Consider the following 26586-nt stretch of genomic DNA (forward strand, 5'->3'; position numbering starts at 1 on the left):
TCACGATCTCAACTGATGATGCAGCAGGCAAACTACGATGAAGACTTTCCGAATTGTACTTTGGCTCGCCGTCGTCATTCTGGCCGGTGTTCTGGCCTGGCTGACCCTGGAGGTCACGCGTTCGAAGCAGCAGGTGGCCGAAGGGCCGTTCGGTGTCCCGTTCGAGCTTGTGGCGCAGGACGGCAGCCCGATCACCGAAGCAGCGTTCCGCGACAAACCGACGGCCGTGTTCTTCGGCTTTACCCATTGCCCAGAAGTCTGCCCGACAACGCTGTTCGAGCTGAACACCTGGCTGCATCAGGTCGATCCCGATGGCACCAAGCTCAACGCTTACTTTGTGAGCGTCGACCCGGAGCGCGATACGCCGGAGCTGATGGGACAGTATGTCTCGAATGTCTCCGACCGTATTCGCGGTATTTCAGGCCCGCCTGCCAAGGTGATGGAGATGGTCAAAGGGTTTCGCGTGCTTGCCCGCAAGGTGCCGGTGGATGAGAAAAACCCTGGCGGCGATTACACGATGGACCATACGGCATCGATTTTCCTCCTGAAGGACGGCGGCCGTTTTGCCGGGACGATCGCTTACGGCGAGGATCCTGCAGCGGCGGCGATGAAGCTCGAGAACCTGACCAAGGGATAAGTCGCTTGAGGCGGATGCCTTATCTGTGGCAAAGCTTGCCGCGAAGATTATGAGAGGCGACTTCCTTTGAGTGAAATCCGGCTTTACGTGACATCCACCGAAATCGGTTCGGCCGAGATCCTCGACCTCCTGTCGCTGGAGTTCGGCGAAGAGGACGTGGCGATTGCCACGACCGAGGTGGACGAGAAGAAGGATATCTGGGAAGCCTCCGTCTACATGATGGCGGACGACGAGGAGGTCTTCAGAGAACGGATTGCAAAGGCGATCAGCGAGGATTTTCCCGATCTTTCGATTGCGATGGAGGTTATCCCGGATGTCGACTGGATTGCCAAATCGCTCGAAGGGCTCAAGCCTGTCAGGGCAGGGCGGTTTCTGGTTCATGGCTCGCATGACCGCGACAAGGTCAAGATCAACGACATTGCCATAGAGATCGATGCTGGACAGGCATTCGGGACCGGCCATCATGGGACAACGGCGGGGTGCCTCGAGGTGATCGACACGGTCGTTCGAGCGACCGAGCCGAGAAATGCGCTCGATCTGGGAACGGGCAGCGGCGTTCTGGCGATTGCGGTGCGCAAGTTGCGCAACATCCCGGTTCTGGCAACGGATATCGATCCGGTCGCCGTTCGGGTTGCCAAGGAGAATGTTCGCCGCAACGGCATTGCCAGCGGACTGCGGCTGGAGACGGCACCGGGTTTCCACTCCTCGGCCTTTCGCCAGGACGGTCCGTTCGACCTCATCATCGCCAATATTCTGGCGCGGCCGTTGATCAAGATGGCGCCGCAGCTGGTGACGCATCTGACACCGGGCGGATCGGTGATCCTGTCCGGTATTCTAGCCGAGCAGCGCTGGAAGGTGATTTCCGCTTATGCAGGCGCCCGCTGCCGGCATGTGCGCACGATCTGGCGAAACGGCTGGGTGACCATGCATTTCGTGCGAGGCATGTGACGGGCCATGGGCTGGCCTGTCAGGTTCTGTAGGCTTGCCGGCACACCGAGTTGCGTGCCGGGTATCGCGTCGTCCTCAGATCAGAAGATGTAACGGGTCGCACCCTGGCGCTGAAGTTCTTCGCGCGTCGTGCCGAGGCTCTTCAGCGTCGCATCATCAAGGCCAAGCATTGCGCCGTTGACGTAACGGGAGACCTGACGCTGACGGGCTTCGACCACGCGGTTCATTGCATTGCGGAGAAATGAGTTGGCCATCGTGTTCGTCCTTTTCAAAGTGATGACCCCAGAGGTCATCGAACATTGACGACACCTTAGATGATAAAAAATGAGGCAGGCAGTGGGTCTGCATCATGTGTGGCATGCGTCGGCTGCATGGATAGGTTCCTGACACTGACTGCCCTGTCACGTATCTGCATAGGATACTGGCGGCGGCGCGGGGAAATGTTCTAACATGGCGGCCATCAGTCGGAATCAAACCAGCCGGAGTTCACTCATGTTTCAATCGTTCGAGACCAAGTCCGCCCCGCAGTTCGGCCGCGAAAGGGTGACTGCCCTGCGCGACGGCTTTGCCGAACTCGGCATTGACGGGTTTCTCGTGCCCCGCGCCGACGAGTATCAGGGCGAGTATGTGCCTGAGTTGGCCGAGCGCCTGTCATGGTTGACCGGCTTTACCGGATCTGCCGGCATGGCGCTCATCACGCAGCGTGAGGCGATCGTGTTCGTCGATGGACGTTACGTGACGCAACTGGCCGAACAGGTTGACGGAACTGTGTTTTCCGGCGGCGATCTGGTCGGCGAGCCGCCGCATGCCTGGATTGCGAAACATGCGCCGAAAGGGTTCCGCCTCGGCATCGACCCTTGGCTGCATGCCGGTGCGGAAGTGCGCAGGCTGGAAAAGGCGCTTGCGGAGATCGGCGGCACGCTGGTTTCGCTGGCCCACAATCCGCTCGATGCGATCTGGAGCGATCGCCCTGCGGAACCGGTTGGCGCGTTGACCATCCAGAAAGAAGAGTTCGCCGGAAAGCCGGCCGGCGACAAGCTGAGCGAGATCGCGCGCCAGACCGAAGCGAAGGGACTGTCTGCGGTACTGATCACGGATCCGTCCTCCGTCGCCTGGATCTTCAATGTTCGCGGGGCTGACGTGCCGCACACGCCACACCCGCTCGCGCGCGCGATCGTCTTTTCAAACGGCAAGGCAGAACTCTTCATCGATGCGGCGAAGCTCGGGAGCGAAGAGGCGGCCTACCTGGACGCTCTCGCCCTCCGGCGGGATCCCTCCGAGTTCCTCGGCCGTCTTGCCGAGGTCTCCAAAAACGGCGCCCGCATCCTGATCGATCCGGATTTGACACCGCTCGCGCTGACGGCTGCAATCGTCGCAGCCGGCGGCGAGGTGGTCGAGGGGATCGATCCGGCGAAGCTGCCGCGCGCCTGCAAGAATTCGGCGGAACTCGATGGATCTGCCAAGGCGCATCTGCAGGATGGCGCGGCTGTCGTCGAGTTTCTGTGCTGGTTGGATGGCCAGACGCCGGGCTCAATCACCGAGATCGATGCGGTAAAGACGCTGGAAGCGACCCGGGCCCGCGTCGGCCAGAGCATGCAGAACCCGCTGAAGGACGTTTCCTTCGATACGATTTCCGGTGCCGGAGAGCATGCTGCGATCATGCATTACCGGGTGACGTCCGAAAGCAACCGGCAGATCCTGCCCGGCGAACTGTTCCTGATCGATTCGGGCGCGCAGTATGTCAACGGAACGACGGATATCACCCGCACGGTTGCGGTCGGCTCGGTTTCCGAGGATCGCAAGCGCTTCTTCACGCTGGTTCTGAAGGGCATGATCGCCATCAGCATGGCGAAGTTTCCGAAGGGAACGCGCGGCTGCGATCTCGATCCGCTCGCTCGGATCGCGCTGTGGAAGGCGGGGGCGGATTTCGCGCATGGCACGGGCCATGGCGTCGGCTCCTATCTCTCGGTTCATGAGGGGCCGCAGCGCATTTCGCGGATGTCGACGCAGGAGCTTCTGCCCGGCATGATCCTTTCGAACGAGCCCGGCTATTATCGCCCCGGCGCCTTCGGGATCCGGATCGAAAACCTGATCTTCGTGAACGATGCCGCACCTGTCGAGGATGGGGACATGCCGGTTCTGTCGTTCGAGACGCTGACCTGGTGCCCGATCGATCGCCGCCTTGTGGTCCCCTCGCTGATGACCTCGGAAGAACTGCAGTGGCTGAACGACTATCACGCAGAGGTTCGTGAGAAGCTGATGCCGCTGATCGACAAAGATTCGGTCAAGACCTGGCTCACTGCAGCGACGGCGCCGATCTCCGGCTGAGCCGGATTACATCCCGATACCGAAACCGTGCCGGGCGGCCATGACTGCCGCCCAGCCGACGACGAGGACCATGAGGCCCGGAAAACGCAGTCCGAACACCAGCGCCGCGATCATCGCAATGCGCACATCCCAGCCGCTGTTGACGAAGGGTGGAGCGACGAGTGTCACCAGAACGGCGGCCGGCACGGCGTTGAGGGCCGATTCCACCCGTGGCGGTATGCGTTTCAAGCTGTTGACAAGGATGTAGCCGCCGAGCCGCGTGGCGTATGTCGCAATTGCCGCCATCAGGATCAGGGTGGCGGTCTGGCTATCGACGGAGAAGGCGCTCATGCCGGTTTCCATCACGCAGCCTCCGTTTCAAGGGCCGGGTCTTTCACGTCGTGATCCGAGGCTCCGGGAGGAGGCAGGATGGCCGCGACGACGATCCCGAGCGCTGCCCCCACACTGATATGCCAGGGTGACCCGACGACCCAGTAGGCGATAACCGATCCGACTGCTCCGGCGACGAGGACGGGTAGAAAATTGTGCCGCTTGCGAAAGCCCATCACCAGACCGAGAAAGTAGACGGGCAGGAGGACATCGATGCCGATCGCCTTCGGGTCGCCGATCAGGCTGCCGAACAGCGCGCCGACAATGGTATTGCCGACCCATCCAATCCAGACCACGCCGCCCATGGCGATGTACCAGGCGAAGGTGACCGGGGTCTGTTCTTCACGTTTCTCCGTCTCTGCAAATTGCGGATCGGTCAGCAGGAAAAACGAAAGACAGCGCTTGAGGAGCGGGAAGCGCCCGAGGATCGGCGATACTGCCGCGGAATAGAGGACGTGGCGGAAATTGACGGCGAGCACCGAGAGCACGATCATCCAGGCCGCGACATGGTGGCCGAACAGTTCGATCCCGACCAACTGGCTCGCACCGCCGAAAACAAACGCGCTCATCAGCGCCGCTTCCGCCATGCTGAAACCGTTGTCGATGGCGATCGCTCCGAACAGGATGCCGAACGGGGCTGAGGAGAGGACGATAACGAAGCCCTTCTTCAATCCGTTCCTGATCTGGCCGCTTGTGGTGATCGGTTCGCTGAAACTCATGAGTCTTCCGATGCGTGCGCGTGCAATGCTTCGTTTATGCACGTGAGCGACCGGTGACAATCGAATTGCGTTGATGCGTGTATCGATTTTGCTGAACGATCGGCGGCGCGGAGTGCGTTAGTCCGCGAGAATCTCGCTGCTCTTGATAATGCCGACGCCGTTGGCGCGCATCTCCTCGATGGCAGCCCTGACGCCCTCGGGTGTTATGCCGCGGCTCGCATCCTCGATGAAGCGCACTTTGACGTCCGGCAGCATTTCGACAGCGTCCAAGGCTGAAAACTTCACGCAGTAGTCCGTGGCGAGACCGCAAACGTCAAGCTCCGTAATCTGCTGCGCCCGGAGGTAACCGGCAAGGCCGGTAAGGGCGGCCTGGTCGTTGTCGCGAAAGGCGGAATAGCTGTCGACCGCAGGGTTTTCGCCCTTCTGCTGGATATAATCGACTGCGCCGATATCGAGATCCGGATGGAATTCCGCATCCGGTGTTTCCTGCACGCAGTGATCCGGCCACATGACCTGCGGCTGGCCCGAGAGCTCGCCCATGTCGAATGGTTTCTTGCCCGGATGCTGGGAGGCGAAGCTGCCGTGATTGGCGGGATGCCAGTCCTGCGAGGCGACGATCACATCGTAACCGCCGTCGGAAATGAGGCTGTTTGCGATCGGCACGATGTCGTCACCGTGGGCAACAGCGAGGTTGCCGCCAGAGCAGAAGCCATTCTGGATGTCGATCAGGAGCAGCGCTTTCATAGATCGTCCTCACGAGTGGTTCTTCCTTGTCACACGAAGATGCCAAGCATGGCGGCATCGATCAAGCCTCTTCTGCCCAACACGATCGTCGCTCCAAATCATTTGTGACGAAACGGTCGGCCTTGGTGGCAGGTTCTGCGGTCATCTGATCTCCGCGGTTTCTAGGATGTCTGAAGATGACTCGATCGCTTTTGCTGACGGATCTGAAATCTCAATCCGGTTTCGAGCCGAATGTTGAAACGTGATTCCTCGTCGGATGCGGACCACAACCCTATCTAGAGGTCATCTTCACGGAGTTTCTCCCATGTCACTGTCGTCTTCGCTAGAAACGCGGGCTGAAGGCCTGCCGCCGATCGGTTTTCCCGGTCTCGGCGCTCTCATCGTGCTTGTTGTCGGCACCGTTGCGCTCGGCCTCGCTTATGGTCCAGCCCAAGGTGCGCTCTTCCTCATCGGAGGCGGGCTTGGCATCGCGCTCTATCACGCGGCCTTTGGGTTCACGTCTGCCTGGCGTGTCTTCATTGCGGAGGGCCGGGGCCGGGGTCTTCGCGTTCAGATGATTCTTCTGGCGCTTGCCGTCATCCTGTTTTTCCCGGCTCTATCCAACGGCGTGCTGTTCGGCACCGAGGTGCGTGGCAATATCTCGCCGGCCGGTATCGGCGTGATCGTCGGCGCCTTCATGTTCGGCATCGGGATGCAGCTTGGCGGCGGTTGTGCATCCGGCACGCTGTTTACCGCCGGTGGCGGCAATGCGCGCATGCTGGTGACCCTGTTCTTCTTCATCGTCGGTTCGGTTCTCGCCACCATCCACTTCGACTGGTGGGTCAGTCTTCCTTCGCTGCCGCCGACGTCTCTGTTTCAGACGTTCGGTGCGTTTGGCGGCATTGCGGTATCGCTTGCCATATTCGCGGCGATCGCCGCGATCACTGTGGTCGTCGAGAAGCGGCGCAACGGCGCACTTGAACAGGCACCACTTTCGCCACGGCACGGTCTTGCCCGCTATCTGCGTGGTCCGTGGCCGCTGGTGGCTGGCGCGATTGCACTCGTCATCCTTAATTTCGCGACGCTCGCAATCGCCGGCCGTCCCTGGGGTATCACGTCCGCCTTCGCGCTCTGGGGTGCGAAGGGCGCGCAGGCGATCGGCTTTGATCCGACAGCCTGGGCCTACTGGCAGCAGCCGGGAAATGCCAAGGCTCTGGCCGGAAGCGTGTTTGCCGATGTCACATCCGTCATGGATTTCGGCCTCATCGCGGGCGCCATGCTGGCGGCGGCGCTGGCTGGAAAGTTTGCTCCCAGCCTCGACATCCCGCTGCGTTCGATCCTTGCGGCCGTCGTTGGCGGCCTGCTGCTCGGCTACGGTGCGCGAATTGCCTATGGCTGCAATATCGGAGCCTATTTCTCCGGCATCGCGTCCGGCAGCCTGCATGGTTATCTCTGGGCAGTCGCGGCGTTTGCCGGAAATGTGCTGGGTGTGAAATTGCGGCCCTTCTTCTTTATGGAAGGTCGGTCCATTCGCCGGGCCGACGGTTGAGCCGTTCACCGCATCCCTTCAAAACTCCACGATCCATGGGCGCCTCCACAGAGGCGCCCATTTTCGCATGTGGGTTCAGGCAGAGTGTCGCCACACTTTGGCTCGGGCTTGCCGCATCTTACCCCCTCAAAATTGCGGGTGCGATTTCGTACCTCAAATGTCGCAACAGTTAAAAACCGGTGTAAGCCTTGAGTTTGTTAACTTTTGTCGCTAAACAGCAACAGTCGACGAGCTAGACACCGGACTTGCGGGCAGGGTCGAACACCCCTTTGCCGCATTTCTGCTTAACTTCCGGCGGTATGCGCTTTTAAGTGCACCACCGAAACCAAATCGGGGCGGCGTAAAGACATTGGTTACCATAATCGTTCATTCTCATATGCAGTCGATTGGCGGCGATGAGCAGATCCTGTCTGCTTTCTCAGTCCGCTTTGATCTTGCGGGCAAGACTGCGAAAGCAGGCCTTGCCGGTGTGAGTAACGGTTCGGGTAACGAGTAATGGCGCGTCAGTTGGAATCCAAAGCTTCGAAGCAGAACGGTCGCAAAGCGGCATCGAAAGCATCCTCGGCGCAGGCGCGCCGCAAGAAGTCCCGCTCACTCATGACGAATATGGCGCTTGGCGTCGGCTTTACCGTGGCGGCGCTGGTTGGTGCCTCGATGGTCACGGTCGCGACCTCGGTCAAGTCTGCCCCCAGCATCAGGTTCGAAACGGCCCTGCTTGCGCCACCAACCGCGCGCGAGCATCTCGTGGCTACATCGGCGCGCACTGCGGACCGCAATCTCGATGTTTCGAAATTCTCCCGCCTTCCAGGCAGCGCGCCGGCCGAGCCGAAGCGCGGTCGTCTGGAAGGAGCGCAGCTTGCTGCTCTCTCTTCCCAGCGTCCGGATGACGCAAGCGTTCGTCAGTCGATGCATCTCGCGATGGCAAAGGCTGCCCGTCACGCCGAAACCGAACAGCAGTTTGCGGCTCTTGGCAAGCTGCGGCCCGGCTCCGACCAGATCAAGTCCGCCCTCGGTTCTGCCATGGAAAGTCTTGTGGTCGTAGCGCCACGCGGTAGCGAAGCTCTGGGCGCAATGCCCGACATTCTCCAGGAAGTTCAGCCGGCGACAGAGGTGGCGGAACTCAACACGATGAAGCCGGTGGAACTGGCGTCGCTCGAAAGCGATCTGCCGGAAAGCATGTCGGAGGATACGGTGGCGATTGCCGAACAGGCGACGCCGCTGCCTTCACCTGCGCCGACATCTCTCGCCCAGGCGCTGCCGAAAGCCGGACCACTGCCGGTCCTGCGTCCCGGTGCGGCCACCACCAGCGCTTCCATGGCCGTCGCTTCCGTCAAGCCTGAAAAGCCGAATGCACTTGCCGCAATCGCAGCCGTCGCACCGCAAAAGCCTGGCCGTGGCGACAACGATAACGACAAGCCAACCGTGCTTGCCTTTGCCAAGCCGAACAACCCGATGCGCGAAGAGCCTCTCGCGCCGTCGCAGGGTTCGCCGAAGTGGCCGGGCATTGGCACCAAGGTTGCGATCTATGACATCACCAACGGTGTTGTCATCATGCCGAACGGCAGCAAGCTCGAAGCCCATTCCGGCATCGGCAGCATGCGCGACAACCCGAAGTTCACGCATGTGAAGATGCGCGGCCCGACACCTCCGGGCACCTACAAGCTCTCGATGCGCGAATCGCTGTTCCACGGTGTTGCGGCAATCCGCCTGACGCCGACCGACGGCAAGGCGCCGCAGGGCCGCACGGGTCTTCTCGCCCACAGCTTCCTGCTTCGCGTTCGCGGCGACAGCCACGGTTGCGTAGCGTTCGCCGACTACGACAAGTTCCTCAAGGCCTTCCAGCGCGGCGAAATCACCCACATGATCATCGTGCCGAAGTGGGATGGCAAGCGCCCCGGCGCCGGCCCAAGCGGCGGCGGCATCATGGCAAAGCTGTTCGGCAACAAGGACGCCTGATCAAACTCAAAACAAACGGAGCCTTTTAGGCTCCGTTTTTCGTTGTCAGTCCAGCACCTGCCGCGTTGCGGCCAGGAAGATGCGGGCGCCGATCGCAATCAGATCGTCGGGATAATCATAAGTCGGGTTGTGCAGGGCAGGGTGGCTTTCGCCGGCGCCGAGAAACAGCATGGCCGATTTCGAGACCTTAGCGAAGCGACCGAAATCCTCCGAGGCGCGATAGGCTTGCCCAGCGACATGCGGCACGCTCTCGGCATCCATCGCGGCCCTCAGGATGTCGGCTGCAGCGGGGTGGTTGATGCAGTGGCCGAACACATCCTGATAGGACAAGGCCAGGGCCAGCCCATCCGCCGCAGCCGCGTCTCTCGCCATTGTCTCTGCATGTTCGACAAGAGCGGACATCTGATCATCCGTCGAGGTGCGCAGCGTCACCCAGATCTCGCCATGCGCCGGTGAAATGCCCGCCGCGAGTTCACCGATCGTCACGTGGGTCACGGTCGCTCGCACGAGGTCGTCGTTTTCGACAGAGCCTGCCGAAATACCGCTCAGGGCTGGCAGCAGCCTGGCCACGGCCGAAACCGGCGAGATCCCGGTCTCTGGCCATGCCGCGTGGGCAGTCTTGCCGGTCAGGATGATTTTCATGCCGCGCGACGCGCAATTGGTCGGGCCGTCCTTCAGATGAACGTGGCCGAGCGGGATGCCCGGCATGTTGTGCAGGGACAGGCTGATATCGGGCGTCAGGTCCCGAAACTTGTCGTCGGCAAGGACCGCTGCCGCCCCGGCGCCGGTTTCCTCCGCCGGCTGGAACAGGAGAACGACACGACCCTTCGCTGGCCGCCGATGTCCGAGCGCGCGGCCGACCGCCGCAAGCGTTGCCATATGCCCGTCATGGCCGCACATATGGCTTTTTCCCGATACCTTCGACTTGTGCTCGGGGTCGCCGAGTTCCTCGATCGGAAGAGCATCGAGTTCCGCGCGCAGCATCACCGTCATTCCGGGCACGCCACTGTCGTAGACGACCGCGACGCCGGTGCCGCCAATACCTTCGACCACCGCGTCCGGACCGGTCTCCGACAGGAACCGCATCACCTCGCGCGCCGTCTCCGCTTCCTCACCGGAGACATCAGGCATGGTATGAAGCCGGCGGCGCCATGCGGTGAGTTCGACGACGTCGCTGTTGCTGAGGGAGATGTCATTCATCGAATTCTAAAGCCCTCATCATGGTCACGACCCTCGTTTGCGAGTGAGTAGACGTCTCGTCAGCCCGCCTTCTCCACGAACCCGTCCAGCACCCGCTTTTGCCCTGCCTTGTCGAACTCGATCGTCAGCTTGTTGCCTTCGATCGCGGTGACGTTGCCGTTGCCGAACTTGATGTGGAAGACGCGGTCGCCGACTGTGAATTTTGAGGGCGTGTCGGTTGTCGACTTGGCGACCAGCTCGCCGTCGATCGTGCGGCCGCGGGGGCCGCTTTCGCCGTAGCCGATGCGTTCCACGGCGTGGCCGGAGCGGCTGCCCCAGTTGTCGCGGGTGGCATCTGTCTTGTTGGCCTGGGCGCGTTTCCAGCCGGGCGTCGAATAGGAGTTGCCGGCGAAGGCATCTGCCTTGTCGAAGCGCGACTGGCCATAGCCGCCGCGGCCGCCATAGCCACCGAAGCTTGAGGATTCCGATGCCGCGACATCGACGTGGCTCGGCGGCAGTTCATCAAGGAAGCGCGAGGGCATTGTGGATTGCCACAGGCCGTGAATACGCCGGTTGGAGACGAACCAGATGTGGCAGCGGCGTTTTGCGCGGGTGATGCCGACATAGGCGAGGCGACGTTCCTCCTCCAGCCCGGAACGGCCGCCTTCGTCCAGCGCGCGCTGGTGCGGGAACAGGCCTTCCTCCCAGCCGGGCAGGAACACGGTCTCGAATTCCAGACCCTTGGCCGAGTGGAGCGTCATGATCGAGACGGCATCGAGGTTCTCGTTGGTCTCGGCATCCATGACGAGCGAGACGTGCTCTAGGAAGCCGCGCATGCTCTCGAACTGCTCCATCGAGCGGATCAGTTCCTTGAGGTTTTCCAGCCGCCCCGGCGCTTCGGCGGTCTTGTCGTTCTTCCACATGTCGGTATAGCCCGACTCTTCGAGGATCTGCTCGGCCAGTTCCGTATGCGGCACGGTTTCGAGACGTGCCTGCCAGTTGCGGAAATTCTGCACGACGTCGAACAGGGCCTTGCGGGCCTTCGGCTTCAGCTCGTCGGTCTCGATCATTTCGCTTGCGGCCTGAAGCATGGGCACATCGCGGGCGCGGGCGCTGTCATGCAGGTAGCGGATCGTGGTGTCGCCGAGGCCGCGCTTCGGCGTGTTGACGATGCGCTCGAAGGCCAGGTCGTCAGCCGGCTGGCAGACCATGCGGAAATAGGCCATCGCATCGCGGATCTCGAGCCGCTCGTAAAAGCGCGGGCCACCGATGACGCGGTAGTTGAGACCGAGCGTCACGAACCGGTCTTCGAACTCGCGCATCTGGAACGAGGCGCGCACCAGGATCGCCATGTCGTTCAGCGCGTGTTTCTTGGAATCGCTGCGACCATCGCCGCGCTGCAGCCGCTCGATCTCCTCACCGACGGCACGGGCTTCCTCTTCGCTATCCCAGGCGGCGTGGACGATCACCTTTTCGTCCTCGGGATCGACCCGGTCGGTAAACAGCGTCTTGCCGAGGCGTCCTTCGTTATGGGCGATCAGATGGCCGGCAGCGCCGAGGATATGCTCTGTCGAGCGGTAGTTGCGCTCGAGCTTGATGACCTTGGCGCCCGGGAAATCCTTGTCGAAGCGAAGGATGTTTTCCACTTCGGCGCCGCGCCAGCCATAGATCGACTGGTCGTCGTCGCCGACGCAGCAGACGTTTTGCGGCACATCCTTCGGACGCTGAGCGAGCAGACGCAGCCACATATACTGGGCCGTATTGGTGTCCTGATACTCGTCGACGAGGATATAGCGGAACCGCTGATGGTATTCCTTTAAGAGATCCGGTGCCTTGCGGAACAGGGCGATCGGGTGCAGCAGAAGGTCGCCGAAATCGCAGGCGTTGAGCGTGCGCAGGCGGGCCTGATAGGCGGCATAGAGTTCGCGGCCCTTGCCGTTGGCAAAAGCTCGGGCGTCGCCTTCCGGAATGTCGGGCGGCAACAGGCCCTTGTTCTTCCAGCCATCGATCATGCCGGCGAACTGCTTGGCCGGCCAGCGCTTGTCGTCCAGACCTTCCGCCTGGATGAGCTGCTTGATCAGGCGCACGACGTCGTCGGTGTCTAAGATGGTGAAATCGGATCGCAGGCCGACCAGCTCCGAATGGCGCCGCAGCAGTTTGACGCCGATCGAGTGAAACGTGCCCAGCCACGGCATGCCTTCGACGGCGCCGCCGACGAGAACGCCGATGCGCTCCTTCATCTCGCGCGCCGCCTTGTTGGTAAAGGTCACGGCGAGAATCTGGCTCGGATAGGCGCGGCCAGTCTCCAGCAGGTGAGCGATACGGGTGGTCAACACGCGCGTCTTGCCGGTTCCGGCGCCCGCCAGAACCAGAACGGGACCATCCAAGGTCTCGACCGCTTCGCGCTGTTCCGGGTTAAGGCCGGTCATATAGTCGGGTGAGGGCCGGTTGCCACCGCGCGCCGCCATGGCCCGCGCCGCGATCCCCAGACCACCGGAGGCGCCGCCGGCACCACCAGCAGGAACGGCAGCCGAACCATGGTTACCAGCCGATGCCGGCACCGGGCGCTGGTCCGATTGGTCTTCGCCTCGCGCCTTGCGGGGGGCGGGCTTCGGCTCCTCATCGAAGAAAGGGATGTCGTCGTAACTGTTACTCATCCGGCCAATGTAGTGATTCGGGCTCGAAAGACCAGCCGATGTTCTCTTTTCATTCCTATGTTTCCCCTAGGAATTGTCCGGATCCGTGTCGTTGAAGCTCTGACACATCCGTGAAATCGCGTGATGTTACAAAACAGTAAGGTAGGTTCCTCGACCTTGCCAGTTGGGCGCGAAACGGGGATACTTGCACCACTTATCGATAGACTTGCGAGGAATGAATGCGGATCTGGAACCAGCTTCTGATGTCGGTTGCGGTACTGCTCGGAGGGCTCTGTCTCTGGGTCTACCTGTCGGCAGATGCCGGGCGGTCACTGATTTCGATGGGCGTTCCCGCAGGCATGGTGACTTCCATCAATCCTGATGTCGCCGAGCCGGCGGCCGCAACGGTTGCGGGCGCACCGGCTTCGTCATCGCGCGGCGGGCAGCGGGGCGGCGGTGAGAGCCAGGTGGTGTTGGTTGCAACCAGACCCGTCGGAACCGGTGTGGTCAACGACAGACTGTCGGCGATCGGTGACGGCGAGGCGATCCAGTCGGTTATCGTGATGCCGCAGGCGACGGGCACCGTAAACGAGATCCTCGTCAAATCCGGCGACATGGTCAAAAAGGGCCAGATTCTTGCGCAGCTCGATGACGACGAGCAGATCATCCTGCGCGATCAGGCGCAGGTCGTGCTGCGCAGTGCCCGCGAGAAATCCGATACCTACCGGAACCTCAAGAGCTTTTCCCGCCTCGACGTGCTCGACGCGCAGATCGCATCCGAAACGGCGCAGCTGACGGTCACCAACGCCGAACTGGCGCTGAAGCGTCGCTCGGTCGTTGCGCCAATCGATGGGATCGTCGGCATCGTCGCGGTCAATATCGGTGACAACGTCACGACCGCGAGCAATATCGTGACGATCGACAACCGTACCAAGCTGCTGGTGGATTTCTGGGCGCCGGAGCGTTTCGCGGTTCAGGTCAAGCCTGGCATGCCGGTCGAGGCCGCCTCCGTCTCGCGTCCAGGCCGCACCTTCGAGGGTTCGGTCGAGGCCGTCGACAACAGGGTCGATCCTGCAAGCCGTACGATCCGCATTCGTGCCAGAATTCCCAATGTTGATGACGAACTCCGCGCCGGCATGTCTTTCGGCGTGACGATGCGGTTTCCGGGCGAGACCTTTCCAAGCGTCGATCCGCTTGCAGTCCAGTGGGATGCGAAAGGCTCGTTCGTCTGGCATATCGTCGATCACAAATCGGTCAAGGAGCGGGTGAGGGTCATCCAGCGCAATCCCGATGCGATCCTCGTCTCGGCCAATCTGAAGGATGGCGATGTCGTGGCAACCGAAGGGTTGCAACGGGTCCGGGAAAATGGTGCCGTCCGCATCGCCGGTGAAAAGCCGCCGGAGGTCGCCAGCCGATGAGCAGCAGCCACAGCGGTAACGCCAATAACAACGGGTCGTCCGGCCAGTCTTCCGGAAAGCAGAACAGCTTTACCGCGCTTTTTGTGCGGCGGCCGGTCCTTGCCGCGGTTCTCAACACGCTTCTTGTCGTCGCAGGCCTTGCCGCTCTTGCCGGCGTCGAGGTGCGCGAGTTGCCGGATGTGGACCAGCCGGTCATCACCATCCGCACCACCTATGACGGCGCTTCTGCCCAGACGATGGACCAGGAGGTGACCGATATCATCGAGGGCGCGGTTGCCCGGGTCGCCGGCCTCAAGGCCGTTTCGTCGGAATCGCAGTTCGGCCAGAGCCGTGTCACGCTGGAATTCAACGACACCGCCGATCTTGCGGTGGCCGCCAACGACGTGCGCGATGCGCTTGGTCGTGTCACCGGCCAGTTGCCTGACGACGTGGACGAACCGCGCATCATCAAGGCCGATTCCGACAGCCAGCCGATCATGCGGCTTGCCGTTACGTCCAACTCGTTGTCGATGGAAGACCTGACGCTTCTCGTCGATAACGAGGTGTCCGACCGGCTTGCGTCGGTTGACGGCGTCGCTGACGTGGAACTCTACGGCGACCAGGAAAAGGTCTTCCGCGTCGACGTGAACCAGACGGCGCTTGCCAGTCGTGGGCTGACGATTGCAGACCTCTCCGAGGCGCTATCGACGGCTGCGCTCGACGTGCCCGCCGGGTCGCTGGAATCCTCGACGCAGGACATTGTCGTGCGCGCGACGGCGAGCCTGACCAAGCCCGAAGATTTCGAAAACGTCATGCTGGGCAACAATGTCCGGCTGCGCGATGTGGCAACCGTGATGCTGGGGCCGGACGACGGCACGACGGCGTTGCGATCGAACGGCGTTCCGGGCGTTGGTCTCGGCGTGCTGCGCCAGGCGCAATCGAACACGCTCAGCATTTCGGAAGGTGTACGGGCCGCCGTCGCCGATCTTCAGAAGACGCTGCCCGAGGGCACGCGCATTGCCATCACCAGTGACGATGCGGTCTTCATCGAAGGCGCGCTGCACGAGGTCGAGATCGCGCTGGCGCTCTCAGGCACGATCGTCATTGCCGTCATCTATCTCTTCCTGCGCGACTGGAAGGCGACGCTGATCCCGGCGCTGACCATGCCGGTGGCGCTGATCGGTACGCTGGTCGCAATCTATGCCGTCGGGTTCTCGATCAATATTCTGACGCTTCTTGCAATCGTTCTTGCGACCGGCCTTGTGGTGGATGACGCGATCGTCGTTCTCGAAAATATCGTGAGGCGACGATCCGAGGGGATGGGTCCGCGCGCGGCCGCCGTGATCGGCACGCAGGAGGTTTTCTTCGCGGTGCTGGCGACGACCGCCACGCTTGCCGCCGTGTTTATTCCGCTGTCCTTCCTGCCCGGCCAGATGGGTGGCCTGTTCCGCGAGTTCGGTTTCGTTCTGGCGTTTGCCGTCGCGCTGTCTTCGGTCACGGCGCTGACGCTTTGCCCGATGCTTGCGTCGCGCATGCTGACCAAGCCGATACAGGAAAAGAACGACGGCCTGCTTGGCCGGTTCGGAACGCTGTTTGCCAATTTCTACCGGGTGACGCTGCATGCCTGCCTTGGCGCGCCGGCGATCGTAATCGTCTTCGCGCTGCTGTTCGGCGGTGCCGGCTATATGGCCTTCAAGACGGTCAAGAGCGAACTTACCCCGCCGGAAGACCGGGCCATGGTCATGCTGCGGGCGACGGCGCCCGAAGGCATCAGCCTGCAATATATGCGCGACAAGCTGCAGCAGATCGAAGAGAAACTGCAGCCGCTCGTGGCGTCCGGCGAGATCCAGAACATCTATTCGATCTCGGGGCAGGGTGGCGCCACCAATAACGGCTTCATGGTTCTGACCCTCGCGCCTTGGTCCGAGCGGGAGCGCAGCCAGGCCGATATCGTCCGAGATATCAACGCGGCCACCGCGACCGTGCCCTCGCTTCGCGCCTTCGCGACGCAGCAGAACAGTCTGCGTATCCGCGGTGCCGGCAACGGGTTGCAGATGGCGATGGTCGGCACCAATCATGAAGAGCTGACGGCCGCCGCACTGAAACTGGTGGACCAGCTTCGCGCGAGCGGATTGTTCGATACGCCGCGCCTCAACAACGAGCCCACCCAAGCCCAGATCTTCGTGTCGGTGAACCGTGAGCGGGCATCGGATCTCGGAATCGACATCACCAATCTCGGCACGTCGCTGCAGTCTCTTCTCGAAGGCCGATCTGTGGTGGACGTGTTTGTCGACGGCGAGGCGACGCCGGTCAAGCTGACATCGACGACGCGTCCGATCGATGACCCGACGGATCTTGAGAACATTTTTCTGAAGGCCAAGGATGGCCGCATGGTGCCGCTCTCCACCGTCGCGACGCTCGAGGAACGGGCCGTGGCGCCGAGGCTCAACCGCGAACAGCGGCTTGCGGCAGTCTCCTTCTCGGCCAGCCTCAAGGACGGTGTCTCGCTCGGTCAGGCGGTCCAGGCGGCGACCGAGCTTGCGCAGCCGCTCCTGCCAGCTGGATCACGTCTGATACCGTTGGCAGAGGCTGCGACACTCAAGGAAAACTCGAGCGGCATGGCGCTGACATTCGGCTTTGCGATCGCCATCATCTTCCTGGTGCTTGCGGCGCAGTTCGAAAGCGTCCTGTCTTCGATCATCATCATGTCCACCGTGCCGCTGGGGCTTGCCTGCGCTGCCTTCGCCTTGGTGCTGACCGGCTCCAGTCTCAACGTCTACAGCCAGATCGGGCTTGTGCTGCTTGTCGGGGTCATGGCGAAAAACGGCATTCTGATTGTCGAGTTCGCCAACCATCTGCGCAACGAGGGCGCGTCTTGCCGCGAGGCGATCGAACGGGCGTGCGCGATCCGTCTTCGACCGGTGATGATGACGATGATCGCGACCGTGATCGGCGGCGTGCCTCTGGTTCTTGCCAAGGGCGCCGGTGCCGAAGCCCGTATCGCGCTCGGCTGGGTGATCGTCGGTGGCCTCGGCATGGCAACCATGGTGACGCTCTATATCACCCCTGTCGCATACTTGTTGATCGCCCGCTTCTCCAAGCCACAGGTGCACGAGGAACAGCGGCTGCAGGACGAGCTGGAAAGCGCCCACAAGGGACGCGCCAACGATACGAAAGAGCAGCAGTTGATGGCAGCCGAGTAAGGGCTTGCCTTCAGGCCGCGTTTTCGGGGTTTCGCATGTCGGCGAAAATCTGCTTCAGGACGTCGTAGATCCGGCCATCGAGCGATTGCGACACGTTGAAGCGCATGTAACCGGTCGCTGATTGCGACGGGCTGAAGACATTGCCCGGAGCAAGCACGATGTTGTGCTTCAGTGCCGCCCGCGCGACGTCGGCGGAATCGAGACCGTCCTGCAGCTGGCACCACAGAAACATGCCGGCCTGCGGCTCGATCCAAGGCACGATGCCGATGGCCTTCAGCCGTCCCGATACCTCGACCCTTGCGCCGGCGAGGCGGCCCCTTATCGTGTCCAGATGCTTTCGGTAGCTGGCATCGCTCAGCGCCTGATAGACCAGTTCGGACGCAAGCGATGGCCCGCCGAACGAGGTCGCGATCTTGAGGTCGGTCAGGCCCTCGATCCAGTCTCGCTTCGTGGCGATGAACCCGCAGCGGACCGAGGCGGATAGCGTTTTCGAAAAGCTGCCGATATGAATGACCCGGTCCAGACCGTCGAAGGCGGCGAGCCTCGGTGCCGGCGTATGCTCGAAATCGGCAAAGATATCGTCCTCGACGATCGTCAGCCCGAACTGTTCGGCAAGCTTCAGGACGCGATGCGCCGTGACGGGACTAAGCGTTGCCCCGGTCGGATTGTGGACCGCTGAATTGGTGATGTAGAGGCGAGGGCGGTGTTCCGCGAGGACACTTGCGAAAGCGTCGAGATCAGGCCCGTTCGGCGTATAGGGCACGCCGACGATCCGGGCGCGATGGGCGCGCAGGATCGCCTGGAAATTGAAGTAGCAGGGGTCGTCCACAAGCACGGTGTCTCCGGGCTCGATCAGGAACCGGCAGAGAAGGTCGATCGCCTGGGTGCCGGAATCGGTCAGCACGATCTGGTCGGGCGACGCCTCGATGCCGCGCTCTCCCATTCTGCGCGCGATCAGGCTTCGAAGCGGCATCAGGCCGAGCGGTGAACCATAGTCCGTAAGCGTTGCCGTATCGCCGCGGGACAGTGTGCGAAGCGACCGCCGCAAGGTCTCGTCCGGCAACCAGGATGGCGGTAGCCATCCGCAACCAGGCGTCAGGCCATCGCGCCGGACATCGAGCGATTGCCGTGACACCCACAGGGGATCAACGGCGCGGTCGAGTTTCGGACCGATCTGCGCGAGCGAAAGCGGCGCCGTCTGGTTGGCAACGTAGAAACCGGAGCCGGGGCGGGAGGTGATCACGCCCTCTGCCGCCAGCCGGTCATACGCATCGACGATCGTGGAGGTGGACACTTTCAGCGTCACCGCGAGGCTGCGCACGGAGGGAAGCTTTGCTCCGGGCACGAGGCTGCGCCCGGAAATCCGTTGCCGGATGGTCGAAACGACCATGGCGACCTTCTGCCCACCTTGCGTCCCCAGATCCATCCGTACTGCCTCATGCACCATTACAGTTTTGTCAAATCGTACCTGAGTGTAGCTGTCTCTGCCAGAGGCTTGCGCGCATAAGCGTCGAAGGATTTCGGCAGGGGGTTTAAAGGCTTATGGATCGTTCTCTTTCAGGTTGGATCAACGGCATGATCGGCGTGATCATCTTCAGCGGCTCGCTGCCGGCGACAAGGGTTGCCGTCACGCAGTTCGATCCGGTTTTTCTAACCGTTGCCCGTGCCGCGATTGCCGGCATCCTCGCGCTCTGCATTCTCCTTGTCTTCCGGGAGAAATGGCCGTCGCGCCGCGACCTCGTGTCTCTTGTGGTCATCGCGCTCGGCGTCGTGGTGGGTTTTCCGCTTCTCACTGCGCTGGCACTCCAGCACGTGACATCGGCCCATTCCATCGTCTTCATCGCTCTGTTGCCGCTCGCGACGGCATGCTTTGCGGTTCTGCGCGGTGGCGAGAGACCCAGGCGGGCGTTCTGGATCTTCGCGATTGCCGGGAGCGCTTGCGTTGCCGGTTTTGCGCTGTCGCAGGGTGTGATGGCGTCACCCTATGGCGACGGCATGATGCTTGCCGCGGTTCTCGTCTGCGGCCTCGGTTATGCGGAAGGTGGCCGCCTGTCGCGGACGCTCGGGGGATGGCAGGTGATCTGCTGGGCGCTTGTTCTATCTCTGCCGGTGATGGTCGTCATCACGCTTACGCAGCTGCCGCCGGATTTCTCAGCGATCCGGATGCCGGTATGGCTTGGCCTCGGCTATGTCTCACTCTTCAGCATGCTGATCGGTTTCATCTTCTGGTACCGCGGGCTGGCGCAGGGCGGCATTGCTGCGGTGGGCCAGCTGCAACTGACGCAGCCATTCTTCGGCCTCGTGCTTGCCGCCCTGCTGCTCGGTGAAAGCATCAGCCCGATGATGATCGTCGTGACGCTGGCCGTCATCCTCTGTGTGGCCGGGGCTCGCCGCTTCGCGCGATAAACCCAGCGTACCGATGCGGGGTTGTTCGTTCTGGACAAACCTTGCCGTGTCTCCTAACCAAGCCCTAGCATCTTGAGGAGACGTAGCATGGCAATTCGCGACGTGAAGGCAGGCCAACGGAACGAGGAGGGCATTGCCGCGGTCCTCGGGATCTTGAAACAGGCTTTCGGCGAACGGTTCCAGACCGGCCAGTCGTTCCGCGAACAGCATGCACACACGACCACCTATCTTCCGGGCCAGCTTCCTGATGGAGTCGTGTTCGTCGAGACGAGCGACGACGTGAAGACCGTGGTGAAGGCTTGCTCCGAACATCGGGTTCCGATGATCCCGTTTGGCGTCGGTTCCTCTCTGGAAGGTCAGGTGAATGCGCCGTCCGGCGGCATTTCGATCGATTTCAGCCGCATGAACAAGGTCCTTCGCATCAGCCCTGAAGATCTCGACGTCACCGTGGAGCCAGGGATCACGCGTGAGGAACTCAACCGCGAACTGCGCGATACCGGCCTGTTCTTTCCGATCGATCCCGGTGCCAACGCAACGATCGGCGGCATGGCGTCGACCCGTGCGTCCGGTACCAACGCGGTGCGTTACGGCACGATGAAGGACAATGTCCTGGCACTGACCGTGGTTACCGCCGATGGCGAAGAGATCCGCACCGCGCGTCGCGCCCGCAAATCCTCGGCCGGCTACGATCTGACCCGGCTATTCGTGGGCTCCGAAGGCACGCTCGGCGTGATTACCTCGGTGACGCTGAAGCTTCAGGGCATTCCGGAAAAGATCGGCGGTGGCGTTTGCGCCTTCCCAAGCGTCGAGGCCGCCTGCGATGCCGTCATCATGACCATTCAGATGGGCATTCCGGTTGCCCGTATCGAACTTTTGGACGACGTGCAGATCCGCGCCTGCAATGCCTATTCGGGCCTATCCTACCCGGAGAAGCCGACGTTGTTTCTCGAATTCCACGGCACCGAGGAAACGGTCCGCATCCAGTCGGAACAGTTTGCCGAGATTGCCTCCGACTGTGGCGGCGACGAGTTCCATTGGACTGCCAATGCCGAAGAGCGCACCAAGCTGTGGAACGCCCGCCACAATGCCTACTGGGCCGGCCGCGCGCTCGATCCGTCGCTGAATGGGCTCTCCACCGATGTCTGCGTGCCGATTTCGCGGCTGGCGGAATGCGTGGCCGAGACCCAGGCCGATATTCGCGATGCGGGGCTTCTGGCACCGATCGTCGGCCATGCGGGCGATGGCAATTTCCATGTTCTCGTGCTTTTCGACGACAAGGATCCGGCTTCCGTTGCCAATGTCGAGGCGTTTACGGGACGCCTGAGCCGCCGTGCTCTCGCGATGGATGGAACCTGCACCGGCGAACACGGCGTCGGGCAGGGCAAGATGTCCTATCTCGACGAGGAACTGGGCGGTGCCGTCGAGCTGATGCGGTCGATCAAGAAAGGCTTTGATCCGCAAAACCTCTTCAATCCGGGAAAGATCTTCCGCATCGCGGAATAACACTCCCCAATGATTGACTTGCCAGTCCGGCGCGTGGAACTACTCTTGCCGTAGAAACAGGGAGATAGGCCGGTGCTCGGACGCATCATGTTGGCTTTGGGCGGATTGGTCGTGGCAGCGCTGTTTGCGGCGCTGCTGGTGCCGTTCTTTGTCGACTGGTCGAGCTTCCGCGTCGCTTTCGAGGATCAGGCCAGCCGTCTGCTCGGCAAGAAGGTCGCCGTCCACGGCTCGGTCGATGCGCGGATCCTCCCATTTCCGTCGGTTACACTGCATGACGTGCGCGTCGGCCAGGACGTCGATGGCCAGCCGCTCGTGCAGGTGGCGCAATTCTCGATGGATATGGAACTCGCGCCGTTTCTCTCCGGCGAGGCCCGCATTTTCGATATGCGCATTGACAAGCCGAAGGTTCGCTTCCGCATCCTGAAGGACGGCACGTTCGAATGGCTGCGCGGCAGTCGCCCGACGATCGCGGCCCGCAGCGTCATTCTCGAAGACGTCCATATCATGGGTGGCGAAATCGAGATCATCGACGATCGCAACGGCCAGGTCCGCCACATGACCGGACTGTCCACCGACCTGTCGGCGGGGACGCTTGCCGGGCCATGGCGGGGCGAGGGCAATGCGGTGCTGGATGGCCAGGAGGCCCGCTTCAGCCTGACAAGCGGTGAAGCCGCTGCCGAGGGACGGCAGATTCCGTTGCGGCTTCGCGTCTGGCCGGATGCCCATCCGGTCGTGGTCGATTTCGATGGCGAACTTGCCGCGGTCGACAACAAGCCCAGCTACAATGGCAAGTTCAACCTTGCCTTCCTGCAGGAAGAAGACGAGTCCGAGCCGGTCAAGGCGCCGCCGCCCGGTCCGCGCGTGTCCGGCGATTTCGAGCTGACCGGCGAGCGCGCCCGCATTCCGCAATACCGGGTCGAAGTCGGTCCGAAGGAAAACCCTTACATCGTCACCGGCGAGGCAACGCTCGATACAGGGCCGAAGCCGGAATTCCTGCTGACGGCCGATGGCCAGCAGATCGACGTCAACCGCCTGAGCGAAGGGCCGCAGGCAAAGACGGGTCGCAATCCGGCCGCCTCCGCGCAGCGTCGCCTCAATGCCTTCGTGCAGATGGTTGCATCGATCCCGATCCCGCAGGTACCGGGGCGGGTCAACCTCAAGCTGCCGGCGATCGTCTTCAACGACACAACGATCCGCGACATCCATCTCGACGTTAGACCGGCCGGGCGCGGCTGGGCCGTCGACAACGTGACTGCCACCCTGCCGGGCCGCACCCAGCTGGAGGCCAAGGGAAATCTCAACCTTGCAAACCGAACCGCGTTTGTCGGCGACATGCTGGTCGCGTCGACACAGCCCTCCGGCCTTGCCGACTGGCTGTCCGGCAGCGTTGATCCTGCGATAAGGCAGCTGAAAAACGCCGGTTTCTCGGCCAAGGTGAACCTCACGCCGGAACTCCAGCGGTTCGAAGCCTTGGAACTTGGGATAGGGCCTGCAACGCTAAAAGGAAGGCTGGAGCGCCAGTCTCCGAACGGTCAGGCGCCAAGCCTCTCCATGGCGCTTGCCGGCAACGAGATCGATATCGACGCCATGCGCGCGCTCGCTTCGCTGGTCACCGGCGACGATGCCGGTCAGGATGTGCTCGACCACCGGGTCGCAGTAAGCCTCAAGGCCGACCGGCTGACGGCTCTAGGCGTCGTCGCAACCAAGGTCGATACCGCGTTCAGCGTGGCCGAGGGCGTGTTGTCGCTGGAGCGGCTGACTGTCGGAGATATCGAGGGCGCCACCCTGTCCGCCAAAGGCAGGGTCGAGGGCTCGCTGGTTTCCTACGCCGGGACCGGGTCGGTCAGTTTCCGTTCACCGGACCCCACGTCCTTCATCACCATGCTGCGGGACCGGCTGCCGCATCATCCGTTGCTCGACCGGTTGGCCCGCAACGGCAGCTGGTATGCGGATTCGGATCTGATCGCCGATATTTCACTCGGCGGTAGCGGTCTTGGCGGTGCGAATATCAAGCTGCGCGGCAAGGCGAATGGCAGCACTGTCGATGCAGATCTGAAGCTGCCCGGCATCTTCGATCTCACGGCCGGCAACGCGATGACGCTGTCTGCATCGCTTGCCAACCCGAAGGCGACGGTCCTGCTGGGTCAAGCCGGTCTCGATCCCTTGCCTTTCGATGGTGACGGCGCGGGACGGTTGGCGCTGACATTGCAGCAAAAGGAACAGCACGCGGCCACCACCGAACTGAGCTTCACGACGCCCAAGACGTCGCTGCTGATGGCCGGCGACGTGAATATCCAGAATGCCGGATTTGGCGAAGGGCGGGCGCGGGTGTCGCTCAAGAGCGCCGATATCGAGCCCTATCTGCTGGTCACCGGTGTCAGCCTGCCGCAGTTCGGCAGCGGACTGCCTGTCAATCTCGCGGCTGATGTCGAGCTTTCGGCAGATGCCGTGAAAGTCTCTGGCCTCAGTGGCGATCTTGCCGGAAACACTGTCGGTGGATCGCTATCCGCCGATCGCCGCGCTCCCGGCCTGCCTGTTACCGGCGACATGTCTGTCGACACGATCGATCTTGCCTGGATGGGCGAGGCGGTATTCGGGCCGATGGAGAATAGCGTGACAGGCGCCCCATCAAAGACGCCGTTCGCCACGCCGCTGATTGGATCGACGGATGTCGGCATCAATCTGTCGGCAAAAACGCTCCGGGCGGATGCGCTTGGAACAATTACCGGTTTTTCGGGCAGGGTGAACGGCAAAGCCGGCGGTCTGACGATCGACAACGCCTCCGGTACGTGGCAGGGCGGAAAGCTGTCCGGACGGCTGATGATGTCGAACGGCGATGCGACCGGCATCGTCCAGGCAAAGCTGCATGTCGAAAACGCCGATCTCGCGCCGCTCGTCTGGCAAAAGGGCGGCACACCTGTCGCGGCGGGCAAGCTGGACAGCACTGTCAGCATCGAGGCGACCGGCAAGACCATGGACGAACTCATGCATGGCGTCAGCGGCTCCGGCGAGATTCGCCTGAAGGATTTCGAGATTGCCGGGATCAATCCGGATGCGCTCTCGCCGATTCTTGCCGGTGCCGACAGGCTGCAGGGCGAGGTCAACGAGGCGGCGGTTCGCTCGATCGTGACAGCTGAGGTCCTGAAAGGGACAACCCGGCTCGGGTCCGTCACCATTCCGATGACGATTACCGGCGGCGCGGCACGGGTTCAGAATTTTACGGCAATGGCCAGCGCCTCACAGGTCTCGGCTGAGGGCGTGCTCGACTTTGTCGATGGCCGCATCGATGCCGGGCTGTCGGTCCGTTACGATGCGGGTGAAGAGGCTGTGGCGGGGGGAGAACCGACTGTCACGCTCGGTTATTCCGGATCGCTCGAGCAGCCGGAACAGCGCATCGATATGGCCGCAATGGCAAACTTCCTGTCACTGCGGGCATTCGAACAGGAACGCCGCCGCGTCGAAACGCTGCAGGCAAGCGTGCTTGAGAAACAGCGGCTCCGCCGCGAAGTCGCGCTCTACACGTTCCCTGGCGTGGAACGGGAGGCGGCACGCGTCAAGGCAGAGGCCGAGGAGCGGGCACGCCAGGAGGCGGCGGAGGCAGAACGCAGAAGCCAGGAAGCCGACCGGCAGGAGGCAGCAAGGCGCGCTGAAGCAGCCCGGCTCCAGCAGGAGCGGCAACGGGAAATCCAGAGGCAGAACCAGCAGCCATCGGCGCCGGCGCCGTTCACCATGCCGCCCGCCGGCGATCTTTTCCAGGAGCAGCCCTCGGGTACCGGCCGCCCTTCAAACCCCAGCCTGCCGGGCGTGCAGCCGTGATTGCGGCGGCACGCTGATCAGAGCAAAGGGGGGGGGCGGGAGGACGCTGACCGTCAGCGCCTGGCTGGCAGCCCGGCAAGACAGTCTGCCAGCGAGGTCTTGAACCAGCGCAGCACATGCAGGCGGAGTGCAGAGGAAAGATTGTTGTCTTCCGAACGACCGTCGTCGACCTCGGCGATCAAGGCGGCCAGGCTGATGCCCCGTTTGGCCGCAATGGATTTCAGTTCATGCCAGAATTCATCTTCCAGCGAAAAACTCGTTCGATGACCGTGCAGGGTCGCAGAATGTTTTCGGATCAAGTGTAGGCCCCGTCACCCTCATGGTGATTGATGGAGCGCAATTGAGGATGTCGTATGCGCACGGTCAAGCCGTTGCCATGAGTCAGCCTAACGAACCCTTAACGCCGTTCGTCCGTTTCCGGAGAAGGCTTTTCGAGCTTGCCCTGATCGAGGGTTTTCCCCGCTTTTTCGTTGAGGGCCGTCGTCAGCTGCTTTTCACTCTTGGTGCGGCCAAAGCTGATGCGGTTCTGTTCGGCAGCAGCGTCCTTTTGCGAACGCGCCTTGCCTTTGCGAAACTGCCGAAGGTTGACGATCTCGGCGCTCATCGGGTCTGCCTACTGCTTCTTGCGAAACGAATCGAGGGAGACGACGGAGCCTTCCTTCTTGTCCTCGCCGGTGGCGGCATCCGCATCCACAACCTTTGGCGTGGTATCAACCGGGATCGCGGTGATCTCGGCGTAGACTTCGCCTTCCTCGACCATCGGCACTTCGAACTCGAGCTCGAAATTCACGGACGGGTCGTAGAAGCCGCGGATCGTGTTGAACGGGATGACCAGGCGTTCCGGCGTATCGTTAAACGACAGGCCGATTTCAAACAGCGTATCGGTGATCTTGAGGTCCCAGAACTGGTGCTGGACGACGATCGTCATCTGTTCCGGATACTTCGACTTCAGCGCCGGAGAGATTCGTACCCCGGGTGCGCCGGTCAGGAATGTGATGAAGAAGTGGTGGTCACCCGGCAGTCTGCCGGTTGCCGCGACCTCGGACAAAACCTTGCGGATAACGCCGCGGAGGGCGTCCTGTGCCAGAATATCGTAGCGGATGTGATCCTGCCCCATGCGATCCTGTCTTTCTATTGCTCTTCAAACGCCGCTTATGTCACGAGACGCGCCCGCGGGGAAGTCCGCTTCGGCGTCGAGTCATGTCATGATATTCCAC

General features: G+C 62.1%; 20 protein-coding genes. 10 read left to right on the plus strand and 10 right to left on the minus strand.

Features of this window, described 5'->3' with window-relative positions; translation table 11 throughout:
- The first annotated feature begins 37 nt into the window (after positions 1 to 37).
- Together ACQY1J_RS10900 and ACQY1J_RS10905 are read left to right on the plus strand one after the other, a co-directional pair.
- Positions 38 to 637: an SCO family protein gene (locus tag ACQY1J_RS10900; RefSeq protein ID WP_430251428.1), complete on the plus strand. Its 600-nt coding sequence runs from the start codon at positions 38 to 40 to the stop codon at positions 635 to 637.
- A gap of 66 nt (positions 638 to 703) precedes the next feature.
- Complete coding sequence (locus ACQY1J_RS10905; RefSeq protein ID WP_062456224.1) at positions 704 to 1585, plus strand: 50S ribosomal protein L11 methyltransferase; 882 nt, start codon at positions 704 to 706, stop codon at positions 1583 to 1585.
- An 80-nt stretch (positions 1586 to 1665) separates the two neighbouring features.
- On the opposite strand, the gene ACQY1J_RS10910 is transcribed toward ACQY1J_RS10905, so the two are convergent.
- Positions 1666 to 1839, minus strand: a complete 174-nt coding sequence (locus ACQY1J_RS10910) for a hypothetical protein (protein WP_062456227.1) — start codon at positions 1837 to 1839, stop codon at positions 1666 to 1668.
- Between the two features lie 238 nt (positions 1840 to 2077).
- On the opposite strand from ACQY1J_RS10910, the gene ACQY1J_RS10915 reads away from it, so the two are divergent.
- Entirely contained in the window at positions 2078 to 3913 is a 1836-nt protein-coding gene (locus ACQY1J_RS10915) for an aminopeptidase P family protein (RefSeq protein WP_430251429.1), read from the plus strand.
- Between the two features lie 6 nt (positions 3914 to 3919).
- Here the strand turns inward: ACQY1J_RS10915 and ACQY1J_RS10920 are convergent, their stop codons facing one another.
- The 3 genes from ACQY1J_RS10920 to pncA all read right to left on the minus strand — a co-directional run bounded on the left by ACQY1J_RS10920 (position 3920) and on the right by pncA (position 5745).
- A complete protein-coding gene (locus ACQY1J_RS10920; RefSeq protein ID WP_062581458.1) occupies positions 3920 to 4243 on the minus strand; it encodes an AzlD family protein in 324 nt (107 codons plus the stop codon).
- An 11-nt stretch (positions 4244 to 4254) separates the two neighbouring features.
- Positions 4255 to 5001 (minus strand): AzlC family ABC transporter permease, encoded by a 747-nt coding sequence (locus tag ACQY1J_RS10925; RefSeq protein ID WP_062456234.1) that lies wholly within the window; start codon positions 4999 to 5001, stop codon positions 4255 to 4257.
- Between the two features lie 117 nt (positions 5002 to 5118).
- Entirely contained in the window at positions 5119 to 5745 is a 627-nt protein-coding gene (gene pncA / locus ACQY1J_RS10930; protein ID WP_430251430.1) for a bifunctional nicotinamidase/pyrazinamidase, read from the minus strand.
- Positions 5746 to 6049: 304 nt separating this feature from the next.
- Between pncA and ACQY1J_RS10935 the strand changes: the two genes are divergently transcribed.
- Positions 6050 to 7273, plus strand: a complete 1224-nt coding sequence (locus tag ACQY1J_RS10935; RefSeq protein WP_430251431.1) for a YeeE/YedE family protein — start codon at positions 6050 to 6052, stop codon at positions 7271 to 7273.
- Positions 7274 to 7768: 495 nt separating this feature from the next.
- The gene (locus ACQY1J_RS10940; RefSeq protein ID WP_430251432.1) at positions 7769 to 9229 is read left to right on the plus strand and encodes a DUF2778 domain-containing protein; all 1461 of its coding nucleotides are present in this window, start codon (positions 7769 to 7771) and stop codon (positions 9227 to 9229) included.
- Positions 9230 to 9274: 45 nt separating this feature from the next.
- On the opposite strand, the gene ACQY1J_RS10945 is transcribed toward ACQY1J_RS10940, so the two are convergent.
- A complete protein-coding gene (locus ACQY1J_RS10945; RefSeq protein WP_430251912.1) occupies positions 9275 to 10420 on the minus strand; it encodes an amidohydrolase in 1146 nt (381 codons plus the stop codon).
- Between the two features lie 68 nt (positions 10421 to 10488).
- Positions 10489 to 13065, minus strand: a complete 2577-nt coding sequence (locus ACQY1J_RS10950) for an ATP-dependent helicase (RefSeq protein WP_430251433.1) — start codon at positions 13063 to 13065, stop codon at positions 10489 to 10491.
- A gap of 218 nt (positions 13066 to 13283) precedes the next feature.
- On the opposite strand from ACQY1J_RS10950, the gene ACQY1J_RS10955 reads away from it, so the two are divergent.
- Positions 13284 to 14462, plus strand: coding sequence for an efflux RND transporter periplasmic adaptor subunit (locus tag ACQY1J_RS10955; RefSeq protein WP_430251434.1), 1179 nt, complete (start codon positions 13284 to 13286; stop codon positions 14460 to 14462).
- Positions 14459 to 17644, plus strand: coding sequence for an efflux RND transporter permease subunit (locus tag ACQY1J_RS10960; protein WP_430251435.1), 3186 nt, complete (start codon positions 14459 to 14461; stop codon positions 17642 to 17644). The genes ACQY1J_RS10955 and ACQY1J_RS10960 overlap by 4 nt, the downstream gene beginning before the upstream one ends.
- Positions 17645 to 17654: 10 nt before the next feature.
- On the opposite strand, the gene ACQY1J_RS10965 is transcribed toward ACQY1J_RS10960, so the two are convergent.
- Complete coding sequence (locus ACQY1J_RS10965; protein WP_430251436.1) at positions 17655 to 19091, minus strand: PLP-dependent aminotransferase family protein; 1437 nt, start codon at positions 19089 to 19091, stop codon at positions 17655 to 17657.
- 95 nt (positions 19092 to 19186) lie between these two features.
- On the opposite strand from ACQY1J_RS10965, the gene ACQY1J_RS10970 reads away from it, so the two are divergent.
- The 3 genes from ACQY1J_RS10970 to ACQY1J_RS10980 all read left to right on the plus strand — a co-directional run bounded on the left by ACQY1J_RS10970 (position 19187) and on the right by ACQY1J_RS10980 (position 25369).
- Complete coding sequence (locus tag ACQY1J_RS10970; protein WP_113167508.1) at positions 19187 to 20050, plus strand: DMT family transporter; 864 nt, start codon at positions 19187 to 19189, stop codon at positions 20048 to 20050.
- A gap of 87 nt (positions 20051 to 20137) precedes the next feature.
- The gene (locus tag ACQY1J_RS10975) at positions 20138 to 21553 is read left to right on the plus strand and encodes an FAD-binding oxidoreductase (RefSeq protein ID WP_113110650.1); all 1416 of its coding nucleotides are present in this window, start codon (positions 20138 to 20140) and stop codon (positions 21551 to 21553) included.
- Between the two features lie 87 nt (positions 21554 to 21640).
- Positions 21641 to 25369 carry an AsmA-like C-terminal region-containing protein gene (locus ACQY1J_RS10980; protein ID WP_430251437.1) on the plus strand — a complete coding sequence of 1243 codons (3729 nt, stop codon included), beginning with the start codon at positions 21641 to 21643 and terminating at the stop codon, positions 25367 to 25369.
- Between the two features lie 53 nt (positions 25370 to 25422).
- On the opposite strand, the gene ACQY1J_RS10985 is transcribed toward ACQY1J_RS10980, so the two are convergent.
- The 3 genes from ACQY1J_RS10985 to ACQY1J_RS10995 form a co-directional block, all read right to left on the minus strand.
- Positions 25423 to 25668: a ribbon-helix-helix domain-containing protein gene (locus ACQY1J_RS10985; RefSeq protein ID WP_062456265.1), complete on the minus strand. Its 246-nt coding sequence runs from the start codon at positions 25666 to 25668 to the stop codon at positions 25423 to 25425.
- A 98-nt stretch (positions 25669 to 25766) separates the two neighbouring features.
- On the minus strand, positions 25767 to 25973 hold the full coding sequence (locus ACQY1J_RS10990) for a DUF4169 family protein (RefSeq protein WP_062581052.1): 207 nt from the start codon (positions 25971 to 25973) through the stop codon (positions 25767 to 25769).
- Positions 25974 to 25982: 9 nt separating this feature from the next.
- Complete coding sequence (locus ACQY1J_RS10995; RefSeq protein ID WP_430251438.1) at positions 25983 to 26486, minus strand: SspB family protein; 504 nt, start codon at positions 26484 to 26486, stop codon at positions 25983 to 25985.
- Positions 26487 to 26586: the final 100 nt, after the last annotated feature.

This window comes from Neorhizobium sp. DAR64860/K0K1 (genome assembly GCF_050500205.1).
Lineage (GTDB): Bacteria > Pseudomonadota > Alphaproteobacteria > Rhizobiales > Rhizobiaceae > Neorhizobium > Neorhizobium soli.

Excerpts from the sequence above, each read along its gene's own strand:
- ACQY1J_RS10900 (WP_430251428.1), top strand. The coding sequence starts at position 38 with ATGAAGACTTTCCGAATTGTACTTTGGCTCGCCGTCGTCATTCTGGCC.
- ACQY1J_RS10910 (WP_062456227.1), bottom strand. The coding sequence starts at position 1,839 with ATGGCCAACTCATTTCTCCGCAATGCAATGAACCGCGTGGTCGAAGCC.
- ACQY1J_RS10915 (WP_430251429.1), top strand. The coding sequence starts at position 2,078 with ATGTTTCAATCGTTCGAGACCAAGTCCGCCCCGCAGTTCGGCCGCGAA.
- ACQY1J_RS10920 (WP_062581458.1), bottom strand. The coding sequence starts at position 4,243 with ATGAGCGCCTTCTCCGTCGATAGCCAGACCGCCACCCTGATCCTGATG.
- ACQY1J_RS10925 (WP_062456234.1), bottom strand. The coding sequence starts at position 5,001 with ATGAGTTTCAGCGAACCGATCACCACAAGCGGCCAGATCAGGAACGGA.
- pncA (WP_430251430.1), bottom strand. The coding sequence starts at position 5,745 with ATGAAAGCGCTGCTCCTGATCGACATCCAGAATGGCTTCTGCTCTGGC.
- ACQY1J_RS10935 (WP_430251431.1), top strand. The coding sequence starts at position 6,050 with ATGTCACTGTCGTCTTCGCTAGAAACGCGGGCTGAAGGCCTGCCGCCG.
- ACQY1J_RS10940 (WP_430251432.1), top strand. The coding sequence starts at position 7,769 with ATGGCGCGTCAGTTGGAATCCAAAGCTTCGAAGCAGAACGGTCGCAAA.
- ACQY1J_RS10950 (WP_430251433.1), bottom strand. The coding sequence starts at position 13,065 with ATGAGTAACAGTTACGACGACATCCCTTTCTTCGATGAGGAGCCGAAG.
- ACQY1J_RS10955 (WP_430251434.1), top strand. The coding sequence starts at position 13,284 with ATGCGGATCTGGAACCAGCTTCTGATGTCGGTTGCGGTACTGCTCGGA.
- ACQY1J_RS10960 (WP_430251435.1), top strand. The coding sequence starts at position 14,459 with ATGAGCAGCAGCCACAGCGGTAACGCCAATAACAACGGGTCGTCCGGC.
- ACQY1J_RS10965 (WP_430251436.1), bottom strand. The coding sequence starts at position 19,091 with ATGGTGCATGAGGCAGTACGGATGGATCTGGGGACGCAAGGTGGGCAG.
- ACQY1J_RS10970 (WP_113167508.1), top strand. The coding sequence starts at position 19,187 with ATGGATCGTTCTCTTTCAGGTTGGATCAACGGCATGATCGGCGTGATC.
- ACQY1J_RS10975 (WP_113110650.1), top strand. The coding sequence starts at position 20,138 with ATGGCAATTCGCGACGTGAAGGCAGGCCAACGGAACGAGGAGGGCATT.
- ACQY1J_RS10980 (WP_430251437.1), top strand. The coding sequence starts at position 21,641 with ATGTTGGCTTTGGGCGGATTGGTCGTGGCAGCGCTGTTTGCGGCGCTG.
- ACQY1J_RS10990 (WP_062581052.1), bottom strand. The coding sequence starts at position 25,973 with ATGAGCGCCGAGATCGTCAACCTTCGGCAGTTTCGCAAAGGCAAGGCG.
- ACQY1J_RS10995 (WP_430251438.1), bottom strand. The coding sequence starts at position 26,486 with ATGGGGCAGGATCACATCCGCTACGATATTCTGGCACAGGACGCCCTC.